The 26,115-nt window shown below is 64.5% G+C and carries 23 protein-coding genes; 17 read left to right on the top strand and 6 right to left on the bottom strand.

Features of this window, described 5'->3' with window-relative positions:
• Positions 1-48: 48 nt before the first annotated feature.
• The 5 genes from HHL14_RS08020 (at position 49) to HHL14_RS08040 (ending at position 6,580) form a co-directional block, all read left to right on the top strand.
• Positions 49-1,152, top strand: a complete 1,104-nt coding sequence (locus HHL14_RS08020; protein ID WP_169497055.1) for a glycosyltransferase — start codon at positions 49-51, stop codon at positions 1,150-1,152.
• Positions 1,153-1,156: 4 nt separating this feature from the next.
• Entirely contained in the window at positions 1,157-2,359 is a 1,203-nt protein-coding gene (locus HHL14_RS08025; protein WP_169497056.1) for a hypothetical protein, read from the top strand.
• A 198-nt stretch (positions 2,360-2,557) separates the two neighbouring features.
• Complete coding sequence (locus tag HHL14_RS08030) at positions 2,558-3,469, top strand: glycosyltransferase family 2 protein (RefSeq protein WP_169497057.1); 912 nt, start codon at positions 2,558-2,560, stop codon at positions 3,467-3,469.
• A 56-nt stretch (positions 3,470-3,525) separates the two neighbouring features.
• Positions 3,526-5,256, top strand: a complete 1,731-nt coding sequence (locus tag HHL14_RS08035) for a hypothetical protein (protein WP_169497058.1) — start codon at positions 3,526-3,528, stop codon at positions 5,254-5,256.
• Positions 5,257-5,290: 34 nt separating this feature from the next.
• Positions 5,291-6,580, top strand: a complete 1,290-nt coding sequence (locus HHL14_RS08040) for an oligosaccharide flippase family protein (protein ID WP_169497059.1) — start codon at positions 5,291-5,293, stop codon at positions 6,578-6,580.
• A gap of 205 nt (positions 6,581-6,785) precedes the next feature.
• Here HHL14_RS08040 and HHL14_RS08045 read toward each other — a convergent pair whose 3' ends face one another.
• Positions 6,786-7,997, bottom strand: a complete 1,212-nt coding sequence (locus HHL14_RS08045) for an MFS transporter (protein ID WP_169497060.1) — start codon at positions 7,995-7,997, stop codon at positions 6,786-6,788.
• A gap of 440 nt (positions 7,998-8,437) precedes the next feature.
• On the opposite strand from HHL14_RS08045, the gene xdhA reads away from it, so the two are divergent.
• The 8 genes from xdhA (at position 8,438) to HHL14_RS08085 (ending at position 16,131) form a co-directional block, all read left to right on the top strand.
• Positions 8,438-9,955, top strand: a complete 1,518-nt coding sequence (xdhA, locus tag HHL14_RS08050) for a xanthine dehydrogenase small subunit (protein ID WP_169497061.1) — start codon at positions 8,438-8,440, stop codon at positions 9,953-9,955.
• Positions 9,956-10,001: 46 nt separating this feature from the next.
• Positions 10,002-12,383 carry a xanthine dehydrogenase molybdopterin binding subunit gene (gene xdhB, locus HHL14_RS08055; protein WP_169497062.1) on the top strand — a complete coding sequence of 794 codons (2,382 nt, stop codon included), beginning with the start codon at positions 10,002-10,004 and terminating at the stop codon, positions 12,381-12,383.
• A gap of 87 nt (positions 12,384-12,470) precedes the next feature.
• Positions 12,471-13,064, top strand: coding sequence for a xanthine dehydrogenase accessory protein XdhC (xdhC, locus tag HHL14_RS08060; RefSeq protein WP_169497063.1), 594 nt, complete (start codon positions 12,471-12,473; stop codon positions 13,062-13,064).
• Between the two features lie 217 nt (positions 13,065-13,281).
• Positions 13,282-13,644, top strand: a complete 363-nt coding sequence (locus HHL14_RS08065; RefSeq protein WP_169497064.1) for a tlde1 domain-containing protein — start codon at positions 13,282-13,284, stop codon at positions 13,642-13,644.
• The gene (locus HHL14_RS08070; RefSeq protein ID WP_169497065.1) at positions 13,641-13,982 is read left to right on the top strand and encodes a hypothetical protein; all 342 of its coding nucleotides are present in this window, start codon (positions 13,641-13,643) and stop codon (positions 13,980-13,982) included. Before HHL14_RS08065 ends, HHL14_RS08070 begins: the two co-directional genes overlap by 4 nt.
• Positions 13,983-14,499: 517 nt before the next feature.
• Positions 14,500-14,934, top strand: a complete 435-nt coding sequence (locus HHL14_RS08075) for a hypothetical protein (protein ID WP_169497066.1) — start codon at positions 14,500-14,502, stop codon at positions 14,932-14,934.
• Entirely contained in the window at positions 14,927-15,640 is a 714-nt protein-coding gene (locus tag HHL14_RS08080) for a M35 family metallo-endopeptidase (RefSeq protein ID WP_169497067.1), read from the top strand. Before HHL14_RS08075 ends, HHL14_RS08080 begins: the two co-directional genes overlap by 8 nt.
• Positions 15,637-16,131, top strand: a complete 495-nt coding sequence (locus HHL14_RS08085) for an OmpA family protein (protein WP_169497068.1) — start codon at positions 15,637-15,639, stop codon at positions 16,129-16,131. Before HHL14_RS08080 ends, HHL14_RS08085 begins: the two co-directional genes overlap by 4 nt.
• 193 nt (positions 16,132-16,324) lie before the next feature.
• Here HHL14_RS08085 and HHL14_RS08090 read toward each other — a convergent pair whose 3' ends face one another.
• The 3 genes from HHL14_RS08090 to HHL14_RS08100 form a co-directional block, all read right to left on the bottom strand.
• Positions 16,325-17,263, bottom strand: a complete 939-nt coding sequence (locus tag HHL14_RS08090; protein ID WP_169497069.1) for a LysR family transcriptional regulator — start codon at positions 17,261-17,263, stop codon at positions 16,325-16,327.
• A 319-nt stretch (positions 17,264-17,582) separates the two neighbouring features.
• Positions 17,583-18,242 carry a 2-hydroxychromene-2-carboxylate isomerase gene (locus HHL14_RS08095; protein WP_169497070.1) on the bottom strand — a complete coding sequence of 220 codons (660 nt, stop codon included), beginning with the start codon at positions 18,240-18,242 and terminating at the stop codon, positions 17,583-17,585.
• A gap of 137 nt (positions 18,243-18,379) precedes the next feature.
• Positions 18,380-19,813, bottom strand: coding sequence for a TAXI family TRAP transporter solute-binding subunit (locus HHL14_RS08100; RefSeq protein ID WP_169497071.1), 1,434 nt, complete (start codon positions 19,811-19,813; stop codon positions 18,380-18,382).
• A 631-nt stretch (positions 19,814-20,444) separates the two neighbouring features.
• Here HHL14_RS08100 and HHL14_RS08105 point away from each other — a divergent pair.
• Positions 20,445-20,795: a BON domain-containing protein gene (locus HHL14_RS08105; protein WP_169497072.1), complete on the top strand. Its 351-nt coding sequence runs from the start codon at positions 20,445-20,447 to the stop codon at positions 20,793-20,795.
• 420 nt (positions 20,796-21,215) lie between these two features.
• The gene (locus HHL14_RS08110; protein ID WP_169497073.1) at positions 21,216-21,464 is read left to right on the top strand and encodes a hypothetical protein; all 249 of its coding nucleotides are present in this window, start codon (positions 21,216-21,218) and stop codon (positions 21,462-21,464) included.
• A gap of 46 nt (positions 21,465-21,510) precedes the next feature.
• Here the strand turns inward: HHL14_RS08110 and HHL14_RS08115 are convergent, their stop codons facing one another.
• Together HHL14_RS08115 and HHL14_RS08120 are read right to left on the bottom strand one after the other, a co-directional pair.
• Positions 21,511-22,299: a sulfite exporter TauE/SafE family protein gene (locus tag HHL14_RS08115; RefSeq protein WP_169497074.1), complete on the bottom strand. Its 789-nt coding sequence runs from the start codon at positions 22,297-22,299 to the stop codon at positions 21,511-21,513.
• Positions 22,300-22,680: 381 nt separating this feature from the next.
• On the bottom strand, positions 22,681-23,346 hold the full coding sequence (locus HHL14_RS08120) for a LysE family translocator (RefSeq protein ID WP_169497075.1): 666 nt from the start codon (positions 23,344-23,346) through the stop codon (positions 22,681-22,683).
• 403 nt (positions 23,347-23,749) lie between these two features.
• Between HHL14_RS08120 and HHL14_RS08125 the strand changes: the two genes are divergently transcribed.
• The gene (locus HHL14_RS08125; protein WP_169497076.1) at positions 23,750-24,643 is read left to right on the top strand and encodes a LysR substrate-binding domain-containing protein; all 894 of its coding nucleotides are present in this window, start codon (positions 23,750-23,752) and stop codon (positions 24,641-24,643) included.
• Between the two features lie 326 nt (positions 24,644-24,969).
• Positions 24,970-25,953 carry a hydroxymethylglutaryl-CoA lyase gene (locus tag HHL14_RS08130; protein ID WP_169497077.1) on the top strand — a complete coding sequence of 328 codons (984 nt, stop codon included), beginning with the start codon at positions 24,970-24,972 and terminating at the stop codon, positions 25,951-25,953.
• Positions 25,954-26,115 lie beyond the last annotated feature (162 nt).

Here is a 26,115-nt window from a genome sequence, read left to right on the forward strand (position 1 = left end):
GACACCCACAACAACACCATTAGTCGAAGGGATTGAGGGGTTTCTCGGATGAAACAGCTATTTGTCACGCCTTTTCTGCCACAGAAAAACGCGCCACAAGCTGGCCACCGTCTGGCCTACGATTACCTGACCAGGTTGAGCGCGGAAGCGGATCTCGACGTGCTGATCCTGTCGCGCGTGCCGATCGACGAAAAGGATATCGAGTTTCGCGCGAGCGTTCGCAACGTGTACGTCGAGCAGGTGAGCCGGTTCGACATGATTCCGCCGTTCCTCGCGGATCCGCGCAATTTCTCTCCGCGGCTGCTCTCGCGCTACCGGAAATCGATCGGCGCCTTTATCTGCGAGCTGGTCGAGAAGAATCGCTACGACACGGTGCGGCTCGAATTCTCGCAGTGCTTTCCGTATGCGCGGGAACTGCGCGAGCGTTTCGGCCATCGCATCAACATCGTGATGGGCGTGCACGACGTGCAGATCCAGGCGGTGCTGCGGGTCAAGAGCATCGAAGGCTGGCTGTTCACGCGTCAGACCTTCGCGCTGGAGCAACAGCTTCTGAAGCTCGCCGACAAGGTGCTGGTGCTTTCGCACAAGGACGCGCAGCTGATCAATGGCCTATATCCCGGCGTCCATAACCTGCAGGTGGTGACGATTCCGCTGCCGGCGTTCCTGCAGGGCGTGCATCGTTCGAAAGACACGGTGAAGAAGGGCAACATCCTGTTCTGGGGCGCGATGCAGCGACGCGAGAACGAAGAGGCGCTGCTCAATTTCGTCGATTCGACTTTCCTGCCGCTGCGCCGCCGAGGTTTGCCGCTGAAGCTGTTCGTGGTCGGCTCCGATCCGAGCGAGCGCGTGAAGCGCCTCAATAGCGACGATATCTGCGTGACCGGCTTCGTCGAAAACCCGGGCCAGTATTTCGAATCCGCCGACATCGGCGTGGTGCCGCTGCTCTCCGGCGCCGGCGTCAAGCTGAAGACGCTGGAAATGCTCGCGGCGAAACTGCCGGTCGTGTCGACGCCGCTCGGCGCGGAAGGCATCGAGCACGACGGCACCCTGCTCAACGTCTGCGAGATCGACGAGTTTCCCGGCGTGATCGAGCGGCTTTACAACGGCGGGACGGTGAGCGTGAGCGCGCCGTCCGTCGCGTACCAGGCGTGATGCGATGATTGCGACCCTCGCTTATCTGCTTGCCGTCGTGCTGTGCGCGACGCGTGGCGTGCTCGAATACGTGATCGGCAAGGATGCCGCGTACCTGGTCCAGGTCGGCGGCATCGTCGGACTGCTGATGTGGTTCGTGTCGCCCTCGGCGATTGCCGCGTATTTCCGCGACGAGGGGCGCTGGTCGTTCGCGTTCGTGCTCGGCACGCTGTTCTCGGTGGCGGTGTCGATCGTCGTGACGCTTGCGGTGACGGGGCTGTTCGGGCCGTCCTATCTGTTCGTGTTCGTGTTCACGCTGTTCATCTATTTCTATTCGATCTCGAACTATCAGAAGCGCTTCATCCGGCCGCGCGTCGCCTATGCGGGGCTCGTGCTGATCGCGCTGATCGAGGCGGGCGTCGCGCTCGCGCAGCAGCAGAACCTCTTCCCGATCGATCTGCCCGGCGCGACCTACGGCTTCGACAATCTGCGCGCGCCGTCGCTGACCGGCAGCTACCTGCATTACCCGCTGTTCGTTTCGATTGCCGCGTCGCTGTGCGGCGTCGACTATCTGGTGCGCAAGAACGTGTTGTCGGGCATCGCGTGCGCGCTACTCTCGTTCGCGATTTTCTCGGCACTGTCGCGCAGCGGCATGCTGATCATCATCGGCACGTTCGGGCTCGCGTTCCTGCAGGGGCCGATCCGCTTCATCGCCAGAAACGCGAAGCTGATCATTGCCGGCGTCTTCGCGACGATGGCGATCATGGTGTTCGGCGGTGCGCTCAGCAGTCACAACGATAGCGTCGTGAACGTCGGCACCGAACGGATGATGGGCGCGACGAACCTGCAGTCGGACGGCAACGAAGGCCGCACCGAAGCGTGGGACAAGGCCGTGATGCTCGCGCTGCCGATCAACGCGATCGCCGGTTCGTATTTCGGGCTCGTCACCAATTCGGCGCCCGATCCGGTGCGCGAGGAATTCGGCATCGTCGAGTCGAGCGTGCTGCAGCAGATTCTGAATATCGGCCTGCTGGGTGCGATTTTCTATTACGGCGTGCTGCTGTCGCTGACGAAACTCATTAGCCGCGAAAGCAGAATTTCGCTGTGCGTATTGGCGGCTTTATTTCAAACGGCCTTCTATCAGTCGATCGAAGTCGTGCCGTTTGTTTTCATCCTGATGACATTGCCGGTGTTCGATTACGTGGGCGGACCGCGTCAAAGCACGTAGCGAACGCCAGGCAGTGTGGGTCGGACCGTCCGCCTCGCGCGGACGGAGCAGTGCGCGGGGTAGGGGTTGGAGTGGTAGATGAAGTAGTGAGCTGCGGGTAGTCGGTAGGGCGCGCCAGCGGCGCGAGGCAATGCAAAAAACAAGAACTGTATTTGGGGGTTTATTCCACGAACACCTGGTGTAAAGCAGGAGGTTGGGATGAGCCTGAAGGGAACGTTTAGCGTGGTAATCGTCAATTACAACACGCCAAAACTGGTTGGAAATTGTGTGCGCTCCGTACTCGATCTGTCGATTGCGGATAAGGAAGATATCGTCGTCGTGGACAACTCGTCTACCGACAATTCATTTTCCTATCTGAGAGAGACTTTGCCTGCGGGTGTCAGACTCGTCAGGACGTCTATCAATCGGGGGTTTGCCGCGGGCGTCAATTTCGGCATGGTCGGTTGTCTGCGCGAGCTGGTGCTCGTGTTGAATCCGGACACGTATTTCGTCGACGCATCGCTCGAGAATGCGGTGACGCTGTTGAGGAGCCAAACGGACGTGGGCCTCGTCGGCCTCGATCTGATGTATCCCGACGGCGAGCGGCAGTTTTCCGCGCGGCGCTTCTATTCGGTGCTCGACATCGTCGGTCGGCGTTCGCCGCTCGGACGTCTCGAAGCTTTCAGGCGTCGCATCGATAACCACATGATGCGCGAGGCGTGGGGCGCGGGCCTGCCGTTCGAGGCCGACTGGGTGCTGGGCACGGGCTTTATCGTGCGGCGTTCGTTGTTCGGCGAGCTCGGCGGTATGGATGAGCATTTCTTCCTCTATATGGAAGACGTCGATTTCTGCGCGCGCATCTGGCAGGCGGGCTATCGCGTGTTGTGCGTGCCGGGCGCGCGGCTCACGCACGAGCATCAGCGCGCGTCGGCGGCGGGTTTTCTGAGCAAGGCCGGGCGACGGCATATGAACAGCTTGTGGCGCTTCAGTCGCAAGTATCGGGTGCCGCTGTTCACGCCACCGGGCGTGCAGGGATTGATGCGCGGCGCGAAGGCGCGTACGTCGTCGGTATCCGTGCCGGTGGCGATAGTGCGGCCGACGGCGACCGAACAGCCGCAAACGGTGGAGTAGCGCACGCCGCCGATCGAACCATAAAAGCAGGGAGTCACGCGATGGGGGTGGGGTAGATGAAGAGCCGCCGACAGGCACTCAAGACGTTCCTGCTCGGCGGCCTGGCCGGGGCCAGCGCGAGCGCAGCCGATCTGGGCATCGCACGCGCGACGGGGCACGCGTTGCGTGAGCGGGATGTGTTCGCGCATCCCGCGCTGGACACGAACGTCGGCGGCATGCTGCGCGTCGCCACGGCCGTGCCCGAGCGCGGTGCGGAGCCGTCGGCCGCGCCGAGCTATCTGAAGACGCTGAGCGACATCGTCGCGGGACAGGAGGTGAGCGTGGCGCGCTTCGTCGATCCGCGCAAGCTCGCGACGATCCAGCGTGGCACATCGGGCTACGACTGCGGCGCCGAGCTGCGCTCCGCGTTGACGAGCGGCGCGCGCGGGCTCTATCTGCCGCGCGGCGTCTGGCGCTATACCGGCGATCTGACCACCGCGACAGGCAGCCGGCTGCGCGGCGACGGCGGCGGCGAATACGTGGTGATCAGCGATATCGCGTCGGGCTCGACGATCCTCGAACGGCAGGACACCGGCGGCCCGACCTCGGCGGCGTTGACGCTCGGCGTGTCGGCTTTCGTCGAGCACGTGCAGGTGCGGCCCGCGCATTACGACAAGGTCATCTACTACCTCGCCAACTATCCGGCTCACACCGGCAACACGGCGATTGGCATTCGCTTCGATACGTCGGCGGGGGCGCGGCGTTGCACAGCGATCGGTTTTTCGCGCGCGGGCTTCGAGCTCGGCACGACGTCGACGCTCGAGCGCTGCTATGCGTACATGTGCGAACACGGTTTCTACGCAACCGAGCACACCGACGGCTCGCTGATCAATTGCATCGGTATGTTCTGTCATACGGCCGGCGCCGATCTGGTCGCGAACTTCTGGCAGGTGATCGGCGGACGCTATGAGTGGAACGCGCGACATGGCGTGATTCTTGGCGCGGAGTCGCTGATCGTCGGCGCGGTATTCGATCGCAACGGCTTTGCCGGCGTCTATATGAAGAACGGCAACTGGGGCAAGGTGGTGAACGGCAATTACTTCTCCCGCAACGGCGCGGCCGGCGACGGCAAGCTCGGACGCTGGAAGTTCTCCGCGCGCGGACATCCGTCGTATCTCGACGTGCCGGCCGGGCAGAGCTGTCACATCCAGATCGATTACCAGCAGGGCGCGACGATCGTCGGCAATCGCTATCGGCATGGTCAGGACGACGAAGATGCCGGTTGCGACGGGCCGCAGTTCGTCTATGGCAGCTCGACCGCGTCGGGCAGCACGCCGCTCGACGGCATCACGATTCAGGGCAATTTCGGCGATCGCGCGCACGATTCGATCCCCGGTTTCAACAAGGCCTATCCGGGCGGCGGCGCGTTGGCCGGTGGTAAGGACTCCAATCTTATGAATGCGTTGAATCTCGGCGTCGGCTACGAGCGCGGCGGCATTGCGTCGGCGCTGCATTGCGGCGACCAGACCGTATCGGCCGAAACGACGCGGATTTCGATCAACGTCTTGCGCGCGACGTCGGGCCGCGTGGTGCTGCGCGCGGCCACGCGAGGCCAGGCACTGCTCGCCGAAATCCTGTTCGCAACCGACGCAGCGGATAGCGGCTACAAGACAGTCGTCAGCAATCTGATCGGTAATGCGGTGAAGAGCGCGGTGCTGGCGGCAAATAGCGCGGACGATCGCTACAACAAGATCGATATCGCACTAACCGAAGCCTGTTTCGTGTCGTATTCTGTTTTTTCGACCTGATTTTATTAATCGAGTACTGCAAACGGGACGGATTGTGTCGACGAGAAACGTCATCATCGCGCTGTATTCGGTGTACGCACTCAACTACGTGCTGCCGCTCGTTACGTTGCCGTATCTGTCGCATGTACTCGGGCCGGCCGGGCTAGGCGTGATCGGTTACGCGCAATCGATTTCGAACATTCTGCTGGTGATCGTCGACTTCGGCTTCGGGTTGTCGAGCGCGCGCAAGGTCGCGGTGCATATCGCCGATCCGATCAAGGTCAATCGCATCTACTGGGCGACTACGGTCGGCCGCGCGCTGCTCGCGATCGGCTGCTCGCTGGTGCTGATCGGCTGGGCGTTCGCCGGTCATATGTCGCCGCAGGAACGCGGCGCGACGCTGCTCGGCGCGCTGGTGATCTGGGGCGGCGTGCTGACGCCCGGTTGTTTCTACGAAGGCACGCAGCGCCTGCCGGTGCTGGCCGGCACGCTGCTCGCGACGCGCGTCGGTCTGCTGATTCCGCTGTTCCTGCTCGTGAAAGGCCACGACGACGTGATGCTCGCGGCCGCGCTGCAATTCGCGCCAACCTTCGTCTGCGGTGCGATCCTGATGGGCGTGCTGATCTGGAAGCGCGAGATTCTGCTCAACGTGCGGGTCGGCTGGTCCGACGTGATGGACGAGGCGAAAGAGGCGTATCACATCTTTCTCGGCTCGGCGCTCACGTCGGTCTATATGTACGCGAACGTGATCCTGTTGCGGATGATCAGCGGCCCGGGCGCGGTTGGCTATTACGTGGCGGCCGAGCGGCTCACCAATGCGCTGCGCGCGTGCACCGCACCGGCGATCCAGGCGTTCTTTCCGAAGATCTGCGTGGCTTACGAGCGCCACGACTTCCCCTACATTCACAAGGTCAATCGCGGCTTCATGGTCGCGTTCGCGGCGTCGGCGGTGTTGCTGCTGGTTGGCTTCACGGTGCTCGGCGAATGGTTCGTCGGACGTTTTCTCGGCGAGGCATTCGGCGAGACGTTCCGGATTCTGCGTATCCTCGTGTTCGTGCCGGCGATCGTCGGCATGACGACGACCCAGGTGATGCTGACGATCATCGCGTCGGGCAACCAGTCGCTGCTCAAGCGTATCTATATCTACGGCGCGCTGTTCCATCTGGTGCAGGCACCGATCAGCATCTACTTTTGGGGCGGTGTCGGCACCGCGTGCTCGGTGGCCGCGACCGAACTGTTCATGCTGATCGGCGTGTACACCGTGTCGAGTCGGATCAATCACGGTCAGATCGCGGTGCGCGCGCAGACGACGATCAAGCGGGAGATGGCGGCGGAGCAGGAGTAGCTTCGACGCGCGGACGAAGACGAGAGGGCGGGAAGTTGGCGGCGCGAATAAAAAGGCCGCGATGTGCGCGGTGAGAACCTCGCGCGCATCGCGGCCTTTTGCGGTTTCTGGCGGCTGTTTGCTTTAACGCTACCGCTTCGAGCGACGCATTCAGCGCGCTCTTTCCGCGCGCTTCGGTCAGTGACTCAGTGACCGAGCGCGCGCCTCACTGTGCCGCCGACAGATTGCCCACCTTCGCATTGCGCAGATACAGCACGGTCGACAGCACGACCGCCGCCGCCGCCGCGAGCGCGGCGAACAGGAACACCGAACCATAGCCGAACTCACCAGCGATATACCCGGCCAACGGCCCGGTAATGCCGAGCGACAGATCCAGAAACACCGAGTACGCGGACAACGCCGCGCCGCGGCTCGCAGGCGGCACGAGCCCGACTGCCTCGACGCCGAGCGCCGGGAACACCAGCGCGAAACCGAAGCCGGTCAGCGCCGCGCCCGCGAGCGCGATATGCGGCTCGGGCGCGAGCCACAGCATCAGCAGACCTGCGCATTCGAACGAGAACGATGCGATTGCGACGCGGAATCCGCCGTAGGTTCGGATCGTGTTCGCGAACAGCAGGCGTGCGCCGATGAACAGCGTGCCGAACAGCGTCAGCGACAGTGCCGCGTTCGGCCAATGCTTCGCCGCATAGAACAGCGTGATGAAGGTCGCGATCGAGCCGAAGCCGGCCGAGCCGAGCGCGAGACCGATCCCATGCGGCAGCACGCGCGTGAACACGCTGCGGTACGACATCCGCTCGCCGTGGACGACGGGCACTGGCGCGATCAGGCGCGCGAGGTAGTAGCCGAGCCCTGCGAGCGCGATCACCAGAATGCCGAGCGAGGTAAAGCCGATCGAATGGGAAAGCGCGACGCCGAGCGGCGCGCCGATCGCGAGCGCGCCGTAGGTCGCGATGCCGTTCCACGAAATCACGCGCGCGTTGTTGGCGGTGCCGACGCGGCCGATGCCCCACAGAATCGCGCCGGTGCCGCACAGGCTTTCGCCGAAGCCGAGCACGAGGCGGCTGCACACCAGCAGCGCGAGGCTCAGCCCCGCCCAGTGGCCGGTCAACGCGGCCAGCAGCAACAGCACGCCGCTCGCGCCGCAGCCGAGCAGACCGATCGATACCGTACGCTTCGGCCCGAGCGTGTCGGCCGAGCGGCCCGCGAGCGGGCGCGACGCGAGCGTCGCGAGGTATTGCACGCTGATCGCCGCGCCGGCCAGCACCGCGCTATAGCCGAGGTCGCCGTGCACGTAGCCCGGCAGCACCGCGAGCGGGATGCCGATGGTCAGGTAGCAAAGGAAGGTGAAAAAAACGACCGGAATGATCTGCAGGGTCGTCGCAAATTCGCTGCGGGAAGGCGCGGAGTCGGTGGACATCGGGAAAACGATACTTGAAATCGGCGGAAGTGCGTGATTCTCCCATGGAACCGATTCCCTTGCAGAATTTTGCTTAATTATTAGTCGAATTAAACGCGTGTTCGAACGGTGATAAAGGCTGATTCGGGCCGATTTCGATGGCTTCGGACCGTGTTAAGTGGTTTTAGCGTGGCGCGTGCGGTCTGTTTTGGCGTGCGTTCCGCCCGATGCCGCCGCATGCCATGATCGACCGTGGCTTTAATTCCGCAAAAAGATTAAAAAAGCGGCAAAAATTCCCATGCAACATAAGCGCAACGCCGCGCAAATTGCGTCAGATATCGCGTGGCGAATATGTCCCGCATGCGATTCGCGCTATGGGTTGCGTTTATTGACGGTGATAGCTTTCAACCATCGACGCGGCGCGTTCCCCGCGATCCCAGAACAGACGAGAGCAATGAGACATGACTGAGCCGATCCGCTTCTATCACCGCAACGCGATCCGCGAAATCAAGGACGCGCCCGTCACCCGCACGGTGCTGCAGTATCTGCGCGAGGACGCGCATTGCACCGGCACCAAGGAAGGCTGCGCCGAAGGCGACTGCGGCGCGTGCACCGTGGTGATCGGCGAGCGTAACGCGGCGGGCAGCGTCGACTTCAAGGCGGTCAATGCATGCATCCAGTTCGTACCGACGCTCGATGGCCGCGCGCTTTTCACCGTCGAAGACCTGCGCCAGCCGGACGGTTCGCTGCATCCGGTGCAGCAGGCGATGGTCGATTGTCACGGCTCGCAGTGCGGCTTCTGCACGCCGGGCTTCATCATGTCGATGTGGGCGCTCTACGAAAAGCACGGCCACGAGCACAGCTGCGCGAACCGCACGGTGCCGTCGCGCGACGCGATCGGCAATGCGCTGACCGGCAATCTGTGCCGCTGCACCGGCTACCGGCCGATCGTCGATGCGGCCGAAAAAATGTTCGATGCGCCCGCGCCGAAAGCACCGCTCGATGTGCAGGCGCTGGCCGGCAAGCTCGCTTCGCTCGAACGCGGCGAGACCTTCCACTACGAGCACAAGGGCCAGCGCTTCGCCGCGCCGCGCACCGTTGCGGCGCTCGCGCAGATCAAGGAGGAAGAACCGGCCGCGCGGATTCTCGCCGGCAGCACCGACATCGGCCTGTGGGTCACCAAGCAGATGCGCGAGCTCGGCAACGTCGTCTACGTGGGGCAGATCGCCGAGTTGCAGAAGCTCGCAACGAATGACGAGTGGATCGAGATCGGCGCGGGCGTCAGCGTCGAAAAAGCCTATGCGGAGATCGCGAAGCAGTATCCGGAGCTGACCGAAATGTGGCAGCGCTTCGCATCGCTGCCGATCCGCAACGCCGGCACGCTCGGCGGCAACATCGCGAACGGTTCGCCGATCGGCGATTCGATGCCGGGGCTGATTGCGCTCGGTGCGCGCGTGATCGTGCGCGGCGGCGAGATCGAGCGTGAGATGCCGCTCGAAGATCTGTACCTCGCGTATCAGAAGAAAGATATGGCCGCGCACGAGTTCGTGGTCGGCCTGAAGGTGCCCACGCGCGGCGGCGCGCGCAAGAACCTGCGCTTTCGCACCTACAAGCTGTCGAAGCGTTTCGATTCGGATATCTCGGCCGTGTGCGCGGCGTTCTCGTTCATTGCCAACGGCGACGTGATCCGCGAGCCGCGCATCGCGTTCGGCGGGATGGCCGCGACGCCGAAGCGCGCACTGCATGCGGAGGCCGTGCTGCGCGACGCCGAATGGCACGAAGCGACCGCGCAGGCCGCGATGCTCGCGCTCGGCAACGACTACGCGCCGCTCACCGACATGCGCGCGACCAGCGACTACCGCCTCGAAGCCGCGAAGAACACGCTGTACCGCTTCTGGCTCGAAACGCGCACGCAGCGGCCGTTGCACAGTAGCGCGCTCGACGTGCGCGCGGTCGCGCCGGCCGGCGCGAGCGTTTGAGCGCAATGCGCCCACAACGCGTTCAAGGAATACGGAGAACCCAACAATGAACCAGCAAGCCGAACCGTTCCTGCAAGAGGTTCAGGATCTCGACAGCTTCACCCAGGTGCACGTGTCGCGACCGCATGAATCCGCGCATCTGCACGTGAGCGGCCGCGCGACCTACACCGACGACATCCCCGAGCTGGCCGGCACGCTGCACGCGGCGCTCGGGTTGTCGTCGAAGGCGCACGCGAAGATCGTGTCGATCTCGCTCGACAAGGTGCGCGCGACGCCCGGCGTGGTCGCGGTCTTCACCGCCGACGACATCCCCGGCGTCAACGACGTCGGCCCGATCGTGCACGGCGACGATCCGATTCTCGCCGACGGTCTCGTGCAATACGTCGGCCAGCCGATCTTCATCGTGGTCGCCAGCTCGCACGATGCGGCGCGTCTCGGCGCGCGTCGCGCGGAGGTGGTCTACGAAGAGCTGCCGGCAGTGCTGACCGCGCAGCAGGCACGCGCGGCGAACCAGTTCGTATTGCCGCCGATGAAGCTCGCGCGCGGCGACGCCGGCACCAAGATCGCGCGCGCCGCGCGTCGCGAGGCCGGCGAAATGCTGCTCGGCGGCCAGGAGCAGTTCTATCTGGAAGGGCAGATCTCGTACGCGGTGCCGAAGGACGACGACGGCATGCACGTGTACTGCTCGACCCAGCATCCGACCGAAATGCAGCACCTCGTCGCGCACACGCTCGGCGTTGCTTCGCATAACGTATTGATCGAATGTCGGCGCATGGGCGGCGGCTTCGGCGGCAAGGAATCGCAGTCGGCGCTGTTCGCATGCTGCGCGGCGCTCGCCGCGTGGAAGCTGCTGTGTCCGGTCAAGCTGCGCCCGGATCGCGACGACGACATGATGGTCACCGGCAAGCGCCACGATTTTCACTACACGTACGAAGTCGGCTACGACGAGCAGGGCGTGATCGAAGGCGTCGCGGTCGACATGACCTCGCGCTGCGGTTTTTCCGCCGACCTGTCGGGCCCGGTGATGACGCGCGCGCTGTGCCACTTCGACAACGCGTACTGGCTGTCGGACGTGTCGATCGACGGCTTTTGCGGCAAGACCAACACGCAGTCGAATACCGCGTTTCGCGGCTTCGGCGGCCCGCAGGGCGCGTTCGCGATCGAGTACATCCTCGATAACGTCGCGCGTTCGTGCGGGATGGATTCGCTCGACGTGCGCCGCCGCAACCTGTACGGCAAGACCGGGCGCAACCAGACGCCGTACGGTCAGGTGGTCGAAGACAACGTGATCCACGAACTGATCGACGAACTCGAAGCGACCAGCGACTATCGCGCGCGCCGCAAGGAGATCGACGAATTCAACGCGAACAACGAGATCCTGAAGAAGGGCCTTGCGCTGACGCCGGTGAAGTTCGGTATCGCGTTCAACGTCACGCACTTCAACCAGGCCGGCGCGCTCGTGCATATCTACACCGACGGCTCGGTGCTGGTGAATCACGGCGGCACCGAAATGGGCCAGGGGCTGAACACCAAGGTCGCGCAGGTCGTCGCGCATGAACTCGGCCTCGGCTTCAACCGCATCCGCGTGACCGCGACCGATACCAGCAAGGTCGCCAATACCTCGGCGACGGCCGCGTCGACCGGCTCCGATCTGAACGGCAAGGCCGCGCAGGATGCCGCGCGGCAGTTGCGCGAGCGGCTCGCCGCGTTCGCCGCCGAGCGCTACGGCGCGGGCCGCGTGAATGCGCGGGACGTGCGCTTCGCGCACGATCGCGTGGTGGTCGGCGAGGTGCTCGTACCGTTCGAAGAGGTGGTCGCGAAGGCCTATCTCGCGCGCATCCAGCTGTGGTCCGACGGCTTCTATGCGACGCCCAAGCTGTACTGGGATCAGTCGAAGCTGCGGGGCCGGCCGTTCTATTACTACTCGTATGGCGCGGCGGTGTCGGAAGTCGTGATCGATACGCTGACCGGCGAGATGCGCGTGCTGCGTGCCGATGCGCTGCATGACGTCGGCGCGTCGCTGAATCCGGCGCTCGACGTCGGCCAGGTGGAGGGCGCGTTCATTCAGGGCATGGGCTGGCTGACCACCGAGGAGCTGTGGTGGAACGATGGCGGCAAGCTGATGACGCACGCGCCGTCGACCTACAAGATTCCCACCGTCAACGACGTGCCGCCGGTTTTCAACGTGAAGCTGTTCAAGAACCGCAACGTGGAGGACAGCATTCATCGCTCGAAGGCGACCGGCGAACCGCCGTTGCTGCTACCGTTCTCGGTGTTTTTCGCGGTGCGCGACGCGGTGTCGGCGGTGGGTGGGCATCGGGTCAATCCGCCGCTCAATGCGCCCGCGACCAGCGAGGCGATTCTGAAGGCGGTCGGCGCGGTGCGGGCAGCGACTGCGTCTTCGCCTGCGGTGGCGCGGCAGGCGTGATGACGCGCGTTGAATGGGCGAGTATCAGGCGGGCGCGAAACGACGCATGTGGTTACGCGTGGACAATTTCGGAGCGGGACGGTCTTCATGAACAACGACAGCTCACCAGTTCGCATCGGCCGACGTAGTGCGGTCGATACGCCGCGGCCGGCGCCGATGCATATCGTGCTGTTCGGTGCGGGCCACGTCGGGCATGCGCTCGTGCAACTGCTCGGCAGCCTGCCGTGCGTGGTCCAGTGGGTCGATGAGCGCGACGAACTGTTCCCCGACGAAACGCCGCCCAACGTGCAGGTCGAGGCGACCGACACGCCCGACGTGATCGTCGACGCAGCGCCGCCCGGCGCGTGGTTTCTGGTGATGACGCACAACCATGCGCTCGATTTTTCTCTCGCCGCGCGCATCCTGCGGCGGCGCGACTTCAGCTACTTCGGCATGATCGGCTCGAAGACGAAGCGGGTGAAATTCGAGCGGCGTCTGCTCGAACGCGGTGTGGAACTGGAGCGGCTCGAACAGATGACGTGTCCGATCGGCGTCGAGGGAATCGTCGATAAGGCGCCGGCGGCGATTGCGATTGCGGTGTGCGCGCAGCTGCTGCGCGTGCGGACGCGGCAGGGGGCGGCGGCGCATGCTTCCAGGACGGCGGGCTCTCACGTGCAGCGCGGCGAGCCGGTCACGCTCTAGCGGGCGGTTGAAAAGCGCCGCGTTTTGACTGCCGACGCACTGTTCAAGGGCCCGTTGTTTAAAAGGCTCGCGCATGCAATCGATCGCTGATCAAGGCTTTGCTGCCAGCAGTGAGGCGCGTGCTCATGCTTCACGCTTATCAAAAAAATGAGGATTACTTGTTTTATTGAGTGACCCGCTCTAGCATCTTCGCTTCAACCACGGAGAACTCCATTGCATGCCTTGGGTATATGACCAATCGAGCGGAAGGTTAAGCCGTGGATCGGCGACCTATCAACACGGGTATTCTGGGCGCGGCACGGGGAAAAACAATCCCGCCATGCAAGGCATGCCCAGCATGGGGCCAATCCCTCGCGGCACGTATTCGATTGGCGCGCCGTTCACGCACCCCCACGCGGGCACGTACGCCATGCGCCTCACACCGGGCAGCGGCACATACACCTACGGCCGCAGTGGCTTCATGATTCACGGCGACAGCATCGCCCATCCCGGCTCGGCTTCGGATGGATGTGTCATCGAACGGATGGAGATCAGGCGTCAAATCTGGTCGAGCGGAGATCACACTCTGGAAGTGCGATGAAACGCGCTCTATTCGCCCTGGCGCTGGCCGCTCCCGGCGTCTGCGTTGCCAAACTGCCTGCGGGGTTGCCGTGCCCGAGCTGGCCGACCAATATCGCCGAAGTGGCCTTGAAGAACGCGAAGATAGTTGATATCGCGGACCTCGACGAATCGAAAACGCAAGCACAGCCCATCGCCATCCAGCAAATCGGCAAGGACCTGTACCGCCAAGTCTATAGCATCACGTTTCATTCGAAGTCGGGCAAGACATTCCATGTCATCACGGTCAATAACGCATCGTCCGAAGAATGCTCGATGAGCGATGTAACCGTGTACCAGGCTTCAAAAATACCGGAGTAGCAAGCGCCGGTTTGGCCGGGGGCAACCGAACGTTATGGCTGTTCGAGCATCCCCGGCAACCCTATGAATCCTGGGGGCCATCCGCCACGGGTCGTGGCAGGCAATGCCTGATCCGCTGATATTGGGCGTCGGTGATTTTCGTCGCCGAAGGATGCGATTAAACAAGGTTAGTGTGAGCGCGTGATGGATTCTGGCGCCGTTGCCGTTCCTTGTCGCGCGGCGCCTTACGCGCCACCAACTCGCCCGACACCTCGGCCATCAACGCACGCAGCCAGATCGGGCGTGTCAACTTCGCCTTCGTCTGCTTTGCGCGCGATCCACGCGATGACCGGAAGACGCGCGAAGACTTGAGTCGGCGCGTGACGGGTTGCGACCTGTCGGGCGTGGGGGCATGCAGCGGTGGGGCGATGGAGTAAATGATTTTCAAGACAGACTTATCCAGATTTAAAGCGGTTGACCTTGGTTCGTTTCGATGATTAATTCTCCAGACATCGCCTGAAAACTCATGAGGAATCCAATGGAGATGCAGACACTGAAAAGCAATGACACGGATTGGACAGTCGAGGAAGAATGCGGGGTTTGCCGCGTTACCTATTCGATATATTCCAACTTCCCGTCGATGCCATCAGCACAAGCCCTGAACGTCGAAACTGGTGAGTTCTTTACGTTTGATCGGGTGCGTTCGCTGCCAACCGGTTATGCCATGGCCGAAGCCCTGGGTTACGACTGGGCGTGCAACTGTCGCGGGCGTCCGCAGAAGCGTTTCGATGAACAATTCACGCTTCGGGACGACAACGGACGCCTATTCGCAAACGTCCGTTACAGAATCGACACAGGTGGCGGCAAGTTTATTAACGGCACAACTGATGCGACGGGAAGGACGCTGCGTGTACGGAGCCGCGTTGCATTGGGTCTGAGAATTTACGCTTCCGGAGCGATCGGGAATGAATGATTCCAGCCAGAACAACAAGTATGGGTTCAAGGCAAGCGAGGCTGACGAATGGTTCCTGGTTCATTCTGGTGCAGTCACTAACACAACTCCCGGGTCAATGGTCGATGTCATCATCAATACGACCCGTATCTGCCCGAATATGAGTAATAACGAGTTTAGAAAGGAGGTCATGCGGGCGCGTGATGCTGGTGTATTGTTAATCAAGGAACGCATTGCAGCGGTAGCACGGTGGGACGCGAAAGAGCAGGACCGCGCCAAAATTTATTTCGCCCATGCGGATGAAGGAATTCGAAGCATTTTGGCTACTGGTCTGCCGCGCTTGCTCGCTGCGATGCAGGAGCTGGTGCCAGAAAAGATTGTGCGATTTGACGGCGAACTGAACAGGAGCCTTACATGCTCAGTCGTGCCGGATAGGGGCGTCAATCACGCAGCAGTGTGTAAGCCCGATTCCGAAAAGCGCGTTATCGCTATCTATTCGAAGTTCTGCAGCATTTCACACGGCGAGTTGTTTCATGAGTGCAAGATCAAGACGTTAATTCACGAATGCACTCATTTCACGGATACTTTCAATTCCATTGATGAGGTGTATACAGATACCGAATCGGGGGCGATGTTCTTTGCGAAGCATAACCCGGATCTCGCGATCAGGAATGCAGACAACATAACCGGCTATATTGCAACATTCGATGGGCGAAATATCAAATGAGCAGGAAACTGAAGACGAGGGGTAGTGCCATAGTCGCAGCGCTTGCCATGTCAGCCTGTCTTTATGGAATTGCTGGCGCATGCACCATCGGAGAAGAAGCGGAGATAGAGTTGCCATTCGATAAAAGTGCGCTTACTAATGCAAACAGGCTCGCAATTGCGAACGCCGTGATTGAGGCAAAAAAATGGCCCGACGTGGAGATTCAGGCAGTCATAATGGCTGGCGCATATACCGCCGAGCACGATATAGACCGGTTGAAAGAAGGCCGTGCCAGGAACGTGAAGGCGTATTTGCAGCAGCTCGGCATCAGTAGTCAAAACATTCTGATCGAGAAGCATACTTTTACAGATGAGATGGTTGTAAAGCGTCCTGACGGCACACCGGGCTACCGTCAGGTTTTCGTAGAGTTCAAGCCAATCTGTAAAGGTAGCTGCGCGTGGATGTGCGACGATCCCCGAGTCACGCCCCATAGCAGAGTTATCAACCCGTAAGCACGCGAACGGGGCTCCGCTGCGGCGGGGTTATACAATGCCGGGTCACGCAGTCAATCGGCACGACGACGACTGGGCACAGGCCACGTCGCCGATGAACTCGATGCGGGTCAGCACGAAGCCGTCCGGCCCCATCCAGCTCAGTTCTATATCGAGCGGCGGCGACGGCGGTCACGCGTCCGCCGTTACCCCTTCACGCGCGACGCTTACGCGCCACCAACTCGCCCGACACCTCGGCCATCAACGTCCTCAGCCAGCCGATATCGCTCGGCCGATCCGGCTGCGGATGCCACATCTGATAGCACTTGATGCGCGGAAACGCGATCGGCACATCGACGACTGCGAGCGGCAGCATGCTCGCGTAGTGCAGCGCGAAGCGGCGCGTCGTCGTGAAGATCAGGTCGGTTTGCAGCAACGTCTGCGCGACCAGTCCGAAGTACGGCAGCGTCGCGACGATGCGCCGTTCGGCGTGCGCGCGTGCGAAGCCGGTATCGATCGCGCCACCGCGCGCGCCGCTATAGTGCGTCGGCGCGAGATGCGGCGCGGCCAGATACGCTTCGCGCGTCAGCGGCTCGCGGCGCAACGGATGATCGGCGCGCATCATGCACACGACGGTATCGGCGAACAGATCGCTGCGCTCGAAACGCGGGTCGGGCTTCGGCCAGTTGCCGATCACCAGATCGAGTTCGCCGGCATCGAGCGCGGCCGAGTGATCGAGCAGCGGCCCGAGCGATTCGATTTCGAGCCGCGCATGCGGTGCCGCCTCGCGAAAACGCGCGATCACGGTCGGCATGAAGAAGTCGTTCAGATAATCGGGCGCGGCGACGCGAAAGGTCCGGCGCGAGCGGGCTGGATCGAAATCGCCGTGCGGCGTCGCGACGAAATCGACGTCGCGCAGCACGCGTTGCGCGGCCGCGAGCAGTGACTCGCCGTATTCGGTCGGTACCATGCCGGCTTTGCCGCGCACGAGGATCGGATCGCCGAGCGTTTCGCGCAGCTTGCGCAGCGCGGTGCTGATCGCGGGTTGGGTCTGGTTCAGCCGCAGCGCGGTCTGCGTGACGCTGCGCTCGATCAGCAGCGTGCGCAGCACGCGCACGAGCCAGATATCGAGTGAGGCGGCGGTGTCGTCCATGATCGAAGCGCGGTGGCGTGAACGGCGCGGGCCGTCCATCGCGCGGCCCGCGCGCGGGGTGCAAAGGTTATAACCTTAGGCCGGTTTGCGGGCCGGCGGCATAGCGTGAGCGGTATGGCGGGGATCAGGGTGGGGTAGCGCTGTGTTGCCGGTAGCGTCGCGCCTCGCGATCGTTTCACCGCGTGCCGCGTGCCGCGTGCCGCGCGGCGTTCGGCCTGTACCGCTAGCGTTTCGCCATCTGCCGTGCGTCGCGCGCCATCTGCCATCTACCGCCTGCCGTTTCGCCGCGCCACCGTCGTACTACCCAGGGCAGTGCGTGTTACTTCCGCCCGGCCGGCTGATCCGCGAGTCCCCACGGCAGCGAGCTGATCCGCTTCACTTCCCGCGACTCGAGCCAGTTCGGCGTGCGCGCGCAGTACAGCACCATCGGCAGCGCGTCTTCGCCCCAGAACAGCTGATCGTTCAGACGGAAGGTCGGCACGCCGTAGACGCCGAGGCCGATCGCGTCCTCGGTATTGCGCTGCAATTGCGCCTTCACGTCTTCGCGCTGCACGAGTTCGGGACCGTCGGGTCTGCCGACGCGCTCGCACAGTTCGGCGAACGCTTCGTCGCTCGACGGGTCGCGGCCCTCGCGCCAGATGAAACGGAAAATCTCGCGCACGAACTGCACGTCGCCGTTCGCGGCGGTCGCGAGCAGCAGCGGCTTCATCGAATCGAACGGATGCGCGGGCGGCATTTTGTACGGAATGCCGAGTTGTTCCGCGCGAAACAGCGCGTGCCGGTACATGAAGGTGCGCCTGGCGGGCACGCCGTACGCGGAGAGTTGACCCCAGTGGCGATACAGATCGTTCAGCACGACCGGCGTGAACGCGAAGTCGAAGCCGGGCCATTTGTCGTGTTGCTCGAGCAACAGATAGGTGAACGGCGAGACGAAATCGTAAAACCACAGCGGCTGTTTGGCGTCGATGCCAACGGTCATAAATGTCTCCCGAGGACCCATGTCCGGAGGGCGCGGACGATGCGTCCGCGATCCCGTCAAAATTGTCATGATCTTACGCGGTGCGGCTCCCGCTTGCACCGGTCGATATCCCCTGGTGGCGGGGCCTCGGTCCGCGCTCAGGCCGGCGGTTGCGTCGCCGCGTCGGTTCGCTGCGCCGACGGCGGCTCGTCCGTCCGGCTGTCGGCGTCGTCGCGCTCCTGCACGTCGCGGCTTTCCGCGAGTCGCCGTCGCACGAAACCGATGTGCTCGCGCAGCACGTAGAACTGATCCGCGTAGGCGAGCGGCATCTTCATACCGTTGACCGAGTCCTCGATCGTGTCGAGCTTCTCGATCAACGCGTCGCGTTCGGTCGCCGAATGTTCGCTGAGCGCGCCGCGCTCGAGCGCGATCAGCGCGCCGTACCAGCGGTAGATGCGCGACTTGACCCGCCACGCGTAGAGCCCCGGCACGACGCGCAGCGCCGGCACCAGCAGCACGATCAGCGGCACCACGATCACCAGCAGCCGGTCGGCGAGACTTGCGATCCAGAACGGCAGTGTGCGGTACAGGAAGCTCTTGCCCGACTTGTAGTAGCGCGCGGCGTCGTCGGAGAGCGGGAAGTCGTGGGCGATCGGCGCGGGGAATTCGCCGGCGCGCTGCAGGATCGTCGCGTTGCCGTGCACCTCGCGCGCCGCTTCGATCAGCAGATCCGACAGCGCCGGATGCAGCGAATCCCGCGCGACCAGCTCGGCGGTCGGCGCGACGATGTTGACCGACGTCGCCGGCAGGTTCTGGCCGAGGTCGAACGCGCCCATCGGCAGCTTCAGCTGGGTCAGGTACGGAAAGCGCCGCGTGTACGCGTCGGCCTGGGTGAAATCGTAGAACCGCACGTTTTGCGTGCGGTACAGCTTGCCCATTACCGCCGGCTGCGCGGAGTCGCCGGCGAGGAAGGCTGCGTCGATCTTGCCGTCGATCAGCGCGTCGGCGGCGTCGCTGCCCGACAGCGGCAGCAGTTGGGTCGGGCCGCCCGGCTCGATGCCGTTGGCCTTCAGCAACGCGAGCGCGAGTTCGCGCGTGCCGCTGCCCTCGGCGCCGATCGCGAGGCGCTGGCCCTTGAATTCGGACAGCCATTGGATCGGCGCGCCGCGATAGAAGATCGCGAGCGGCACGTAGGTGACGCTGCCGAGCGACATCAGGCTCGCATTCTTGTCGGCCACGCCGCGCGCGGTGCCGCTTTGCACGATCGCGACGTCGACGTTCGAATGGGGATCCGCGAGGCGTTTGAGGTTTTCCTGCGAACCCGGCGAGTCCAGCACATTCAGCGTGATGCGGTTGCGCGCGAGGATCGTCTTGTACTTCTGCGCGGAGTTCCAGAACGTGCTGCCGACCGGGCCGGCGCTGATCGTCAGCGTGTTCGGCGGCGCCGGCTGGATCAGCCGCACGGCGGCCCAGATCGCGACGAGGCCGAGCAGCACGAGCGGCCCGAACGAGACCGCGAGGTCGCGCCACGAGATCGCGACGAACCGGGCGACGAGGTGGGGAGGGCGGGAACGGCCGGTGGCTGGCTTCATCGGATCATCTGACGGCGACGCTCGGGAGGGCGCGTAGGTGCATGAAAAGCGCGTAAAAGCTCGCAACGGCGGGCAGACAGCGCGACAGTGGCAGCGCGGTGCGCGGGACGGGCCGCGCGGTCAACCGCGTCGCGCCGATGGTACCTGAGATTCGCGCGACGGCGAAACGGGCGGCTTCGCGGGTCTTCGTGGGTCTTCGCGTGTCTTCGTAAATCCCCGCGCGAACGCTCCGCTGCCCAGCGCCGCCGCGCGACCCGATCCAGCCCGCATCGCGCGGTCGCTGCCGGCATGCGACGCCGCGCGCTAAACCCTTTGCGCTTCTGCCCCGGCTAGATTAAATTGTGCATCGCTACCGCGAACCAACGTTTGCGCGGCGCGATTCCGGCACGACAAGAACCGGAGGCGTCGACGGACATCGCGGTTTGCCGGTTGCCGAGCCGTCGCGCGCGCCGTCACCCTGACGGACCGTTGTCGGGCGGTCATGGGCAGCCAGCCTCTCTTGCCTCTTGCACAGTGTCACAGCCGTAGCCGGCCGTTGCGAAAGCGCGCGTGCGCGCCGCGATGGCCGCGAGTAGTCGTAACGAAGCCGCTTGTAGGGGCGGTCCAATGTGAAACCAAGGAGAAGAGAGCTATGAAGACGGTCGGTTTTCTGAAAACGCTGGGATCGGTTGTGGCGATGGTGGCGGCGTGCAACGTGTACGCCCAGGCAAGCGCGCCGGCAGCGGCTTCGCCGTCGGCGGCAGCCGCCAACGTCAAGGCCGGCAAGCGCGCGAATCACGAACTCGGCCGCAAGGTGCGCGCCGCGCTCACCAAGACCCAGGGTCTCGACGTGTCGAACATCGCGGTGCGCGCGCGTGGCGGCGCGGTGACGCTGACCGGCTCGGTGCCGAGCCAAGGCCAGATCGATGCGGCTGGCGAAGCGGCGAAGGGCGTCGCGGGCGTGTCGTCGGTGTCGAACAAGCTGACGGTCATGCAGCAGTAAGCGATCGGCGGTGCGGCGTGCGCGCGGTGCCGGACGGGCCGCGCGGCGTGTAGGCGCCGCATCGGCTGGCGGCATGGCGGCGTAGCGGAATCGGATGACGTTGCGGTGACATCGCGCGGGCGGGTGGACGCCGCGCTCATGTCGCCGTGCTCGTGTTGTTGCGCTGATGTCGTTGCGCTAATGTCGTCGCGATGCGGCTTCGCATTGCCGCTGCGCGCCGCAGCGTCGAATCACCAGGCTCCGGCAGATTGTCGGAGCTTTTTTTTCGCCGCGATTCTTGCACGCTTCCTGACACGAGCGACGCTCGCCGTGTCAGTCGGATTTCCAGCGTGGAGGCGGCCGTCGTGGATTCGTGCGATGCAACACAGTGACGTCGCATTGCAAGGCGTACTCTGATGAGCAGGAATGGGGAGCGACGCTATGGGAACCACGCTTTTTCGCTATATCGATCTGCCGATCGGCGATCGCGCGGCCTTCGAGCTGGTGTGCGCGCGTCACGGCTTTGCCCCCGTGCATTTCGACATCAGCGCGAGCGCGACCTCGGACGAGCCCACGCACGAGCGCCTCGTCACGGTGCGGCGCGGCGGCTGGACCCAGTCGTATCGCGACAGCCATGGGCAGTGGATCCGGCAGTTCGAGGCGGATCTGACCTGCCGGTTTTTCAGGTAGAACGCGTCGGGACGAGGCGTGCCGCGCGGCACGCCGCAAGCGGTCCTTACGACATCACCAGCCGCACGCCGACCAGCGTCAGCGTCGCGGCGAGCAGGTTGCGCAGCAGCGCGTCCGGCGCGCGCGACGACAGATAGCTGCCGATCGCGATGCCCGGCAACGACCCCACCAGCAGCGACGCCAGCATCGACCAGTCGACCGAACCGAGCAGCCAGTGCCCGGCGCCCGCCAGCAACGTCAGCGGCACCGCATGCGCGATATCGGAACCGACGATGCGCGTGGTCGGCAGCAGCGGATACAGCAGCAGCAACACCGTCACGCCGATCGCGCCCGCGCCCACCGACGTCAGCGACACCAGCACGCCGAGAATCGCGCCGGTCAGCATCGTCAGCGCGAGCGTGCGGCCCTGGCGCGGCGCGCGTTGCTTGCGCGCGCCGAGCGCCGCCAGCTGCGGACGAAAGACCAGCGCGATCGCGGTAATCAGCAGCGCCGCGCCGAGCACGATCTGGATCAGCCGGCTGGCGCCCGGCGTGTCCATCCCGTAGCGGTGCAGCAGGATCAGCGTGATGGTCGCGGCGGGCACGCTGCCGGCCGCGAGACGCAACGTGATCTGCCAGTCGACCGAACCCTTCAGGCCGTGCACCAGCGTGCCGGTCGCCTTGGTGGCGGCCGCGTACAGCAGATCGGTGCCGACCGCGGTGGCCGGATGCACGTTGAACAGCAGGACGAGGATCGGCGTCATCAGCGAGCCGCCGCCGACGCCCGTCAGCCCGACCAGAAAACCGACGAACAGGCCGGAAACGGAGTACAGCAGATCGATGTGGGGTAGAGCCATTGAACGGACAGCTGACGGATCGCAGGTGAATGGGAGGCCGAGGCAACGCCGGCAAGGCCGGTGCAAGGACGTCGGAACGGGCCGCGGCGCGGGCGCGCCAGCCGCCGTGCGGCGCCGCGTGGGGACCGTCGTTGGCGCTGCTTGCGCCGCCGGTCCGGCCGCCGCCCGCGCGGCGAAAGGCGCTATTGTCGCAAAACTGCCGCGCCTGCGTGCGCGATCTGCCCACGACGAGCGCGACGCGGCCGACGCAGCAGCGTCACGGCGCGGCGGAGTGGGCTATCTATCGAACCGTTCGGAAGACTCTTCGGGGCGGTTGGGCACCGGTCGGCGCTGCCCGGAGCTTGGCAGCGCGTGTTGTAGCGCGTGTTGCAGCGGAGCGCCTCAAAGCGCGCGGCGAATCTCGACGACGCCGAACGCCGCGAGCGTGAAACCGACCACGCGGTCGATCGCGACGCGCAGCTTGCTGCCGATCGCATGGCGCGCGAGCGACACCACGGTCACGAGGAAGCACCACCACGCGATCGAGCCCACGAACACACCGCCGACCGTCGTCAGCGCGATCGCCGGCGAGAACGCGCCGCGCGGCGCGAGCGTCGTGAACAGCGCGGCGAACATGATGACGGTCTGCGGGTTGGTCAGCGTCAGCAGCAGCGCGCTCGCATAGGCGCGCAGCGCGCCGGCGTGGCCGATCTGCGCGAGCTTGCCGTTGCCGTTTTCACCGTTGTTATCGGCGGCGTTATCGGCGGCGTTGTCGGCGGGCGGTTTCTGCAGCAGCGTGCGCACGCCGAGGTACAGCAGGAACAGACCCGCGAGCAGATGCAGCGGGCGGTCGTACGCGAGCATGAACTGCGAAATGCCGACGAGGCCGAGCGCCGCGATCAGCCCATAAGCGGCGTCGCCGCTCGCGATGCCGAAGCCGATCGCGAGTCCGGCACGCGGGCCGCCGGTCAGCGTGCGGCGGATGCACAGCATGCCCATCGGGCCGACAGGCGCGGCGATCGCCAGGCCGACGCCGGCGGCGGTGAAGAAGAGGCTGGTGGTCGACATCGGCAGAGTCTCGGGTGTTTGTTCTGGTTAGGGTGGGTGCCTGCGGGATGTGGCGGCGTGCGTTAGTCGGGGTGGCTTGCCTGCACGGTTGTGGTGCGGGCGGGGTGCCGTGTGGCAAGCGCCGCGGATGGTCCATGCCCTCATACGCGCATATGCACGCAGCCGCCAGCATAGCGGCGCCGAAAATCGCGGGCAAGTGTGGCGTCGGTGCGTCGGTGCTCGACCGGGAGATACCCGCGGTCGTGCCTTGGCCGCCGTTTTCCTCGGGCATAATTTTCCGCAAGCCATTTCGCGGGCCGCTTTATCGTTCGTTCCATAGTCCGCTTCCAGGTCCGCGTCACGGCCCGTTTCTGAACCCGTTTCCCAACCCGTCTTTCCCCGAACCTCAGGAGCCGCCGCGCCGATGTGGCAGATCGATCAGGTGACGCTGCGCTTGTTCATCGCCGTGTGCGAGGAAGGCACGATCGCGCGCGCGGCCGAGCGCGAGTTCATCGCGCCGTCGGCGGTCAGCAAGCGGCTTGCCGATCTCGAAGCGCTCGTCGATGTCGCGTTGCTGTCGCGCAGCCAGCGCGGCGTGCGGCCGACCGCCGCCGGCGAAGCGCTGTTGCGCCACGCGAGGCTCATCATGCGCGGCCATGAACGCCTGCAGGCTGAACTCGGCGAATACGCGGCCGGCGCGCGCGGGCAGGTGCGGGTGCTGGCGAACGTGTCGTCGATGGTGGAGTTCTTGCCCGAGGCGCTGTCGGCGTTTCTGCAGGCGCATCCGGGCATTCGCGTCGACGTCGAGGAGCGCGTGAGCGCGGACATCGTGCGCGGCGTCGAAGAGGGCGTCGCCGATCTCGGCATCTGTCGCGACGTGGTGCCGCTCGGCAGCCTCGACACATTGCCGTACCGCGCCGACCATCTCGCGCTGATCGTGCCGCGCGCGCATCCGCTCGCGGACGCGGCCGCCGTCAGCTTCGACGAGACGCTCGCGTTCGATCATCTGGGGCTCGCGTCGAACGCGTCGGTGAATGCGCTGATGCAGCGCATCGCGCAGGAGAAGGGCCGCGAGCTCAATTACCGCACTTACGTATCGACCTTCGATGCCGCGTATCGCTTCATCCAGGCAGGGCTCGCGGTCGCGATCCTGCCGCGTGAGGCGCTGCCGCGTCATGCCGCCGACGCCTACGGGATCGTCGCGGTGCCGCTGCGCGACGCGTGGGCCGAGCGGCGCTTCGTGATCTGCATGCGCGATCGCGCGGCCTTGACGCTGGCGGCGGCGCGCCTGCTGGAGCATCTGCTCGGCGGGGCGTGACGCGGGTTCGTTGCGTTCGCTGGTGCGTGTCGCCAACGTGGCCGCTACAACCCAACCGCTAAAGCCCAACCGCCATTCCCCCAGACAAACCCTTAAGCATTTCACCCAGGCGCGCGCTCGCGCCCGTCCCATCGACGTGAGCCGCCATCGCGAGCGGCGATGGAGTGCGTCGTCAACGCAGACTTTGCCGCGCGCTCGTACGCGGGCACGCTGTCGATCATTCAGTCAGGCGCGTCTTCTCCAGCCAGCGGGCGAATTTCGCCCCTTGACTCGCGGTCTTCGCCCCTGACGCCTTCACCCTCCGTCCACCATCAGGATTCGAACCGATGAATGAGATCCGCGAGCGCGTCGTCGTGACCGAAGTCGGTCTGCGCGACGGTCTGCAAAGCATTGCCCGCATCATGCCCACCGAGTACAAGCGACGCTGGATCGACGCCGCCTATGCGGCCGGCGTGCGACACATGGAAGTCGCGTCCTTCGTGCCGGCGAAGCTGCTGCCGCAAATGGCCGACGCCGCCGAGGTGATCGCCCACGCGCGCCGTTACGCCGATCTGCACGTGAGCGCGCTGGTGCCGAACCTGAAGGGCGCGCAACACGCGATCGAAGCGGGCGCGCAACGCATCGTCGCGCCGATCTCGGTGAGCGTCGCGCATAGCCTCGCGAACGTGCGCAAGACGCCCGCCGCGATGCTCGACGCGTTCGCCGCGATGCGCGAGCTGATCGACGCGACGGCCCGCGCTGGCGCGCCGCGCGTCGAACTGATCGCGGGACTCTCGACGGTGTTCGGATGCACGCTGCAAGGCGCGGTGCCGTATGCGGATATCGCCGCGATCGCGCGCGGCGCGCTGCAAGCTGGCGCGGACGTGATCGCGCTTGGCGACACCACCGGCGAAGCGACACCGCGCCAGGTCGGCGAAGTGATCGAACGGGTGCGCGACGTCGCCGGCGACAGGCTGCGCTCGCTGCACTTTCACGACACGCGCGGGCTCGGCCTTGCCAATACGCTGGTCGCGTTGCGGCACGGCATCCGCGAATTCGACGCGTCGCTGGCCGGTCTCGGCGGCTGCCCGCATGCGCCGGGCGCGACCGGCAACGTGAATACCGAAGACCTCGTCTTCATGCTCGACAGCATGGGCTACGACACCGGCATCGACCTCGCGCTGCTGCTTGAATCGCGCGCGGTGCTCGCGGAAGCATTGCCCGGCGAACCGCTGTACGGCTATCTGGCGCGCGCCGGCTTGCCGAAGCAGTTCGCCGACGCGCGTCGCGTGGCGAGCGAATCCGCAGAACACGTCGCGTCGCATTCCTGAACGATTTTCCTTTCTTCACAGGCGCTGCCATGACTTCATCTTCTTTCGCTGCCGCGGCTTCGGGTTCTGCTGCTTCGCCGTCTTTTGAGCCGTCTTCCGCGTCATCGTCATCACACGCCGGCGCGTTGCCGCTCGCCGGCATCCGCGTGATCGAGCTGTCGC

The organism is Paraburkholderia antibiotica (assembly GCF_012927125.1).
Taxonomy (GTDB): Bacteria; Pseudomonadota; Gammaproteobacteria; order Burkholderiales; family Burkholderiaceae; genus Paraburkholderia; species Paraburkholderia antibiotica.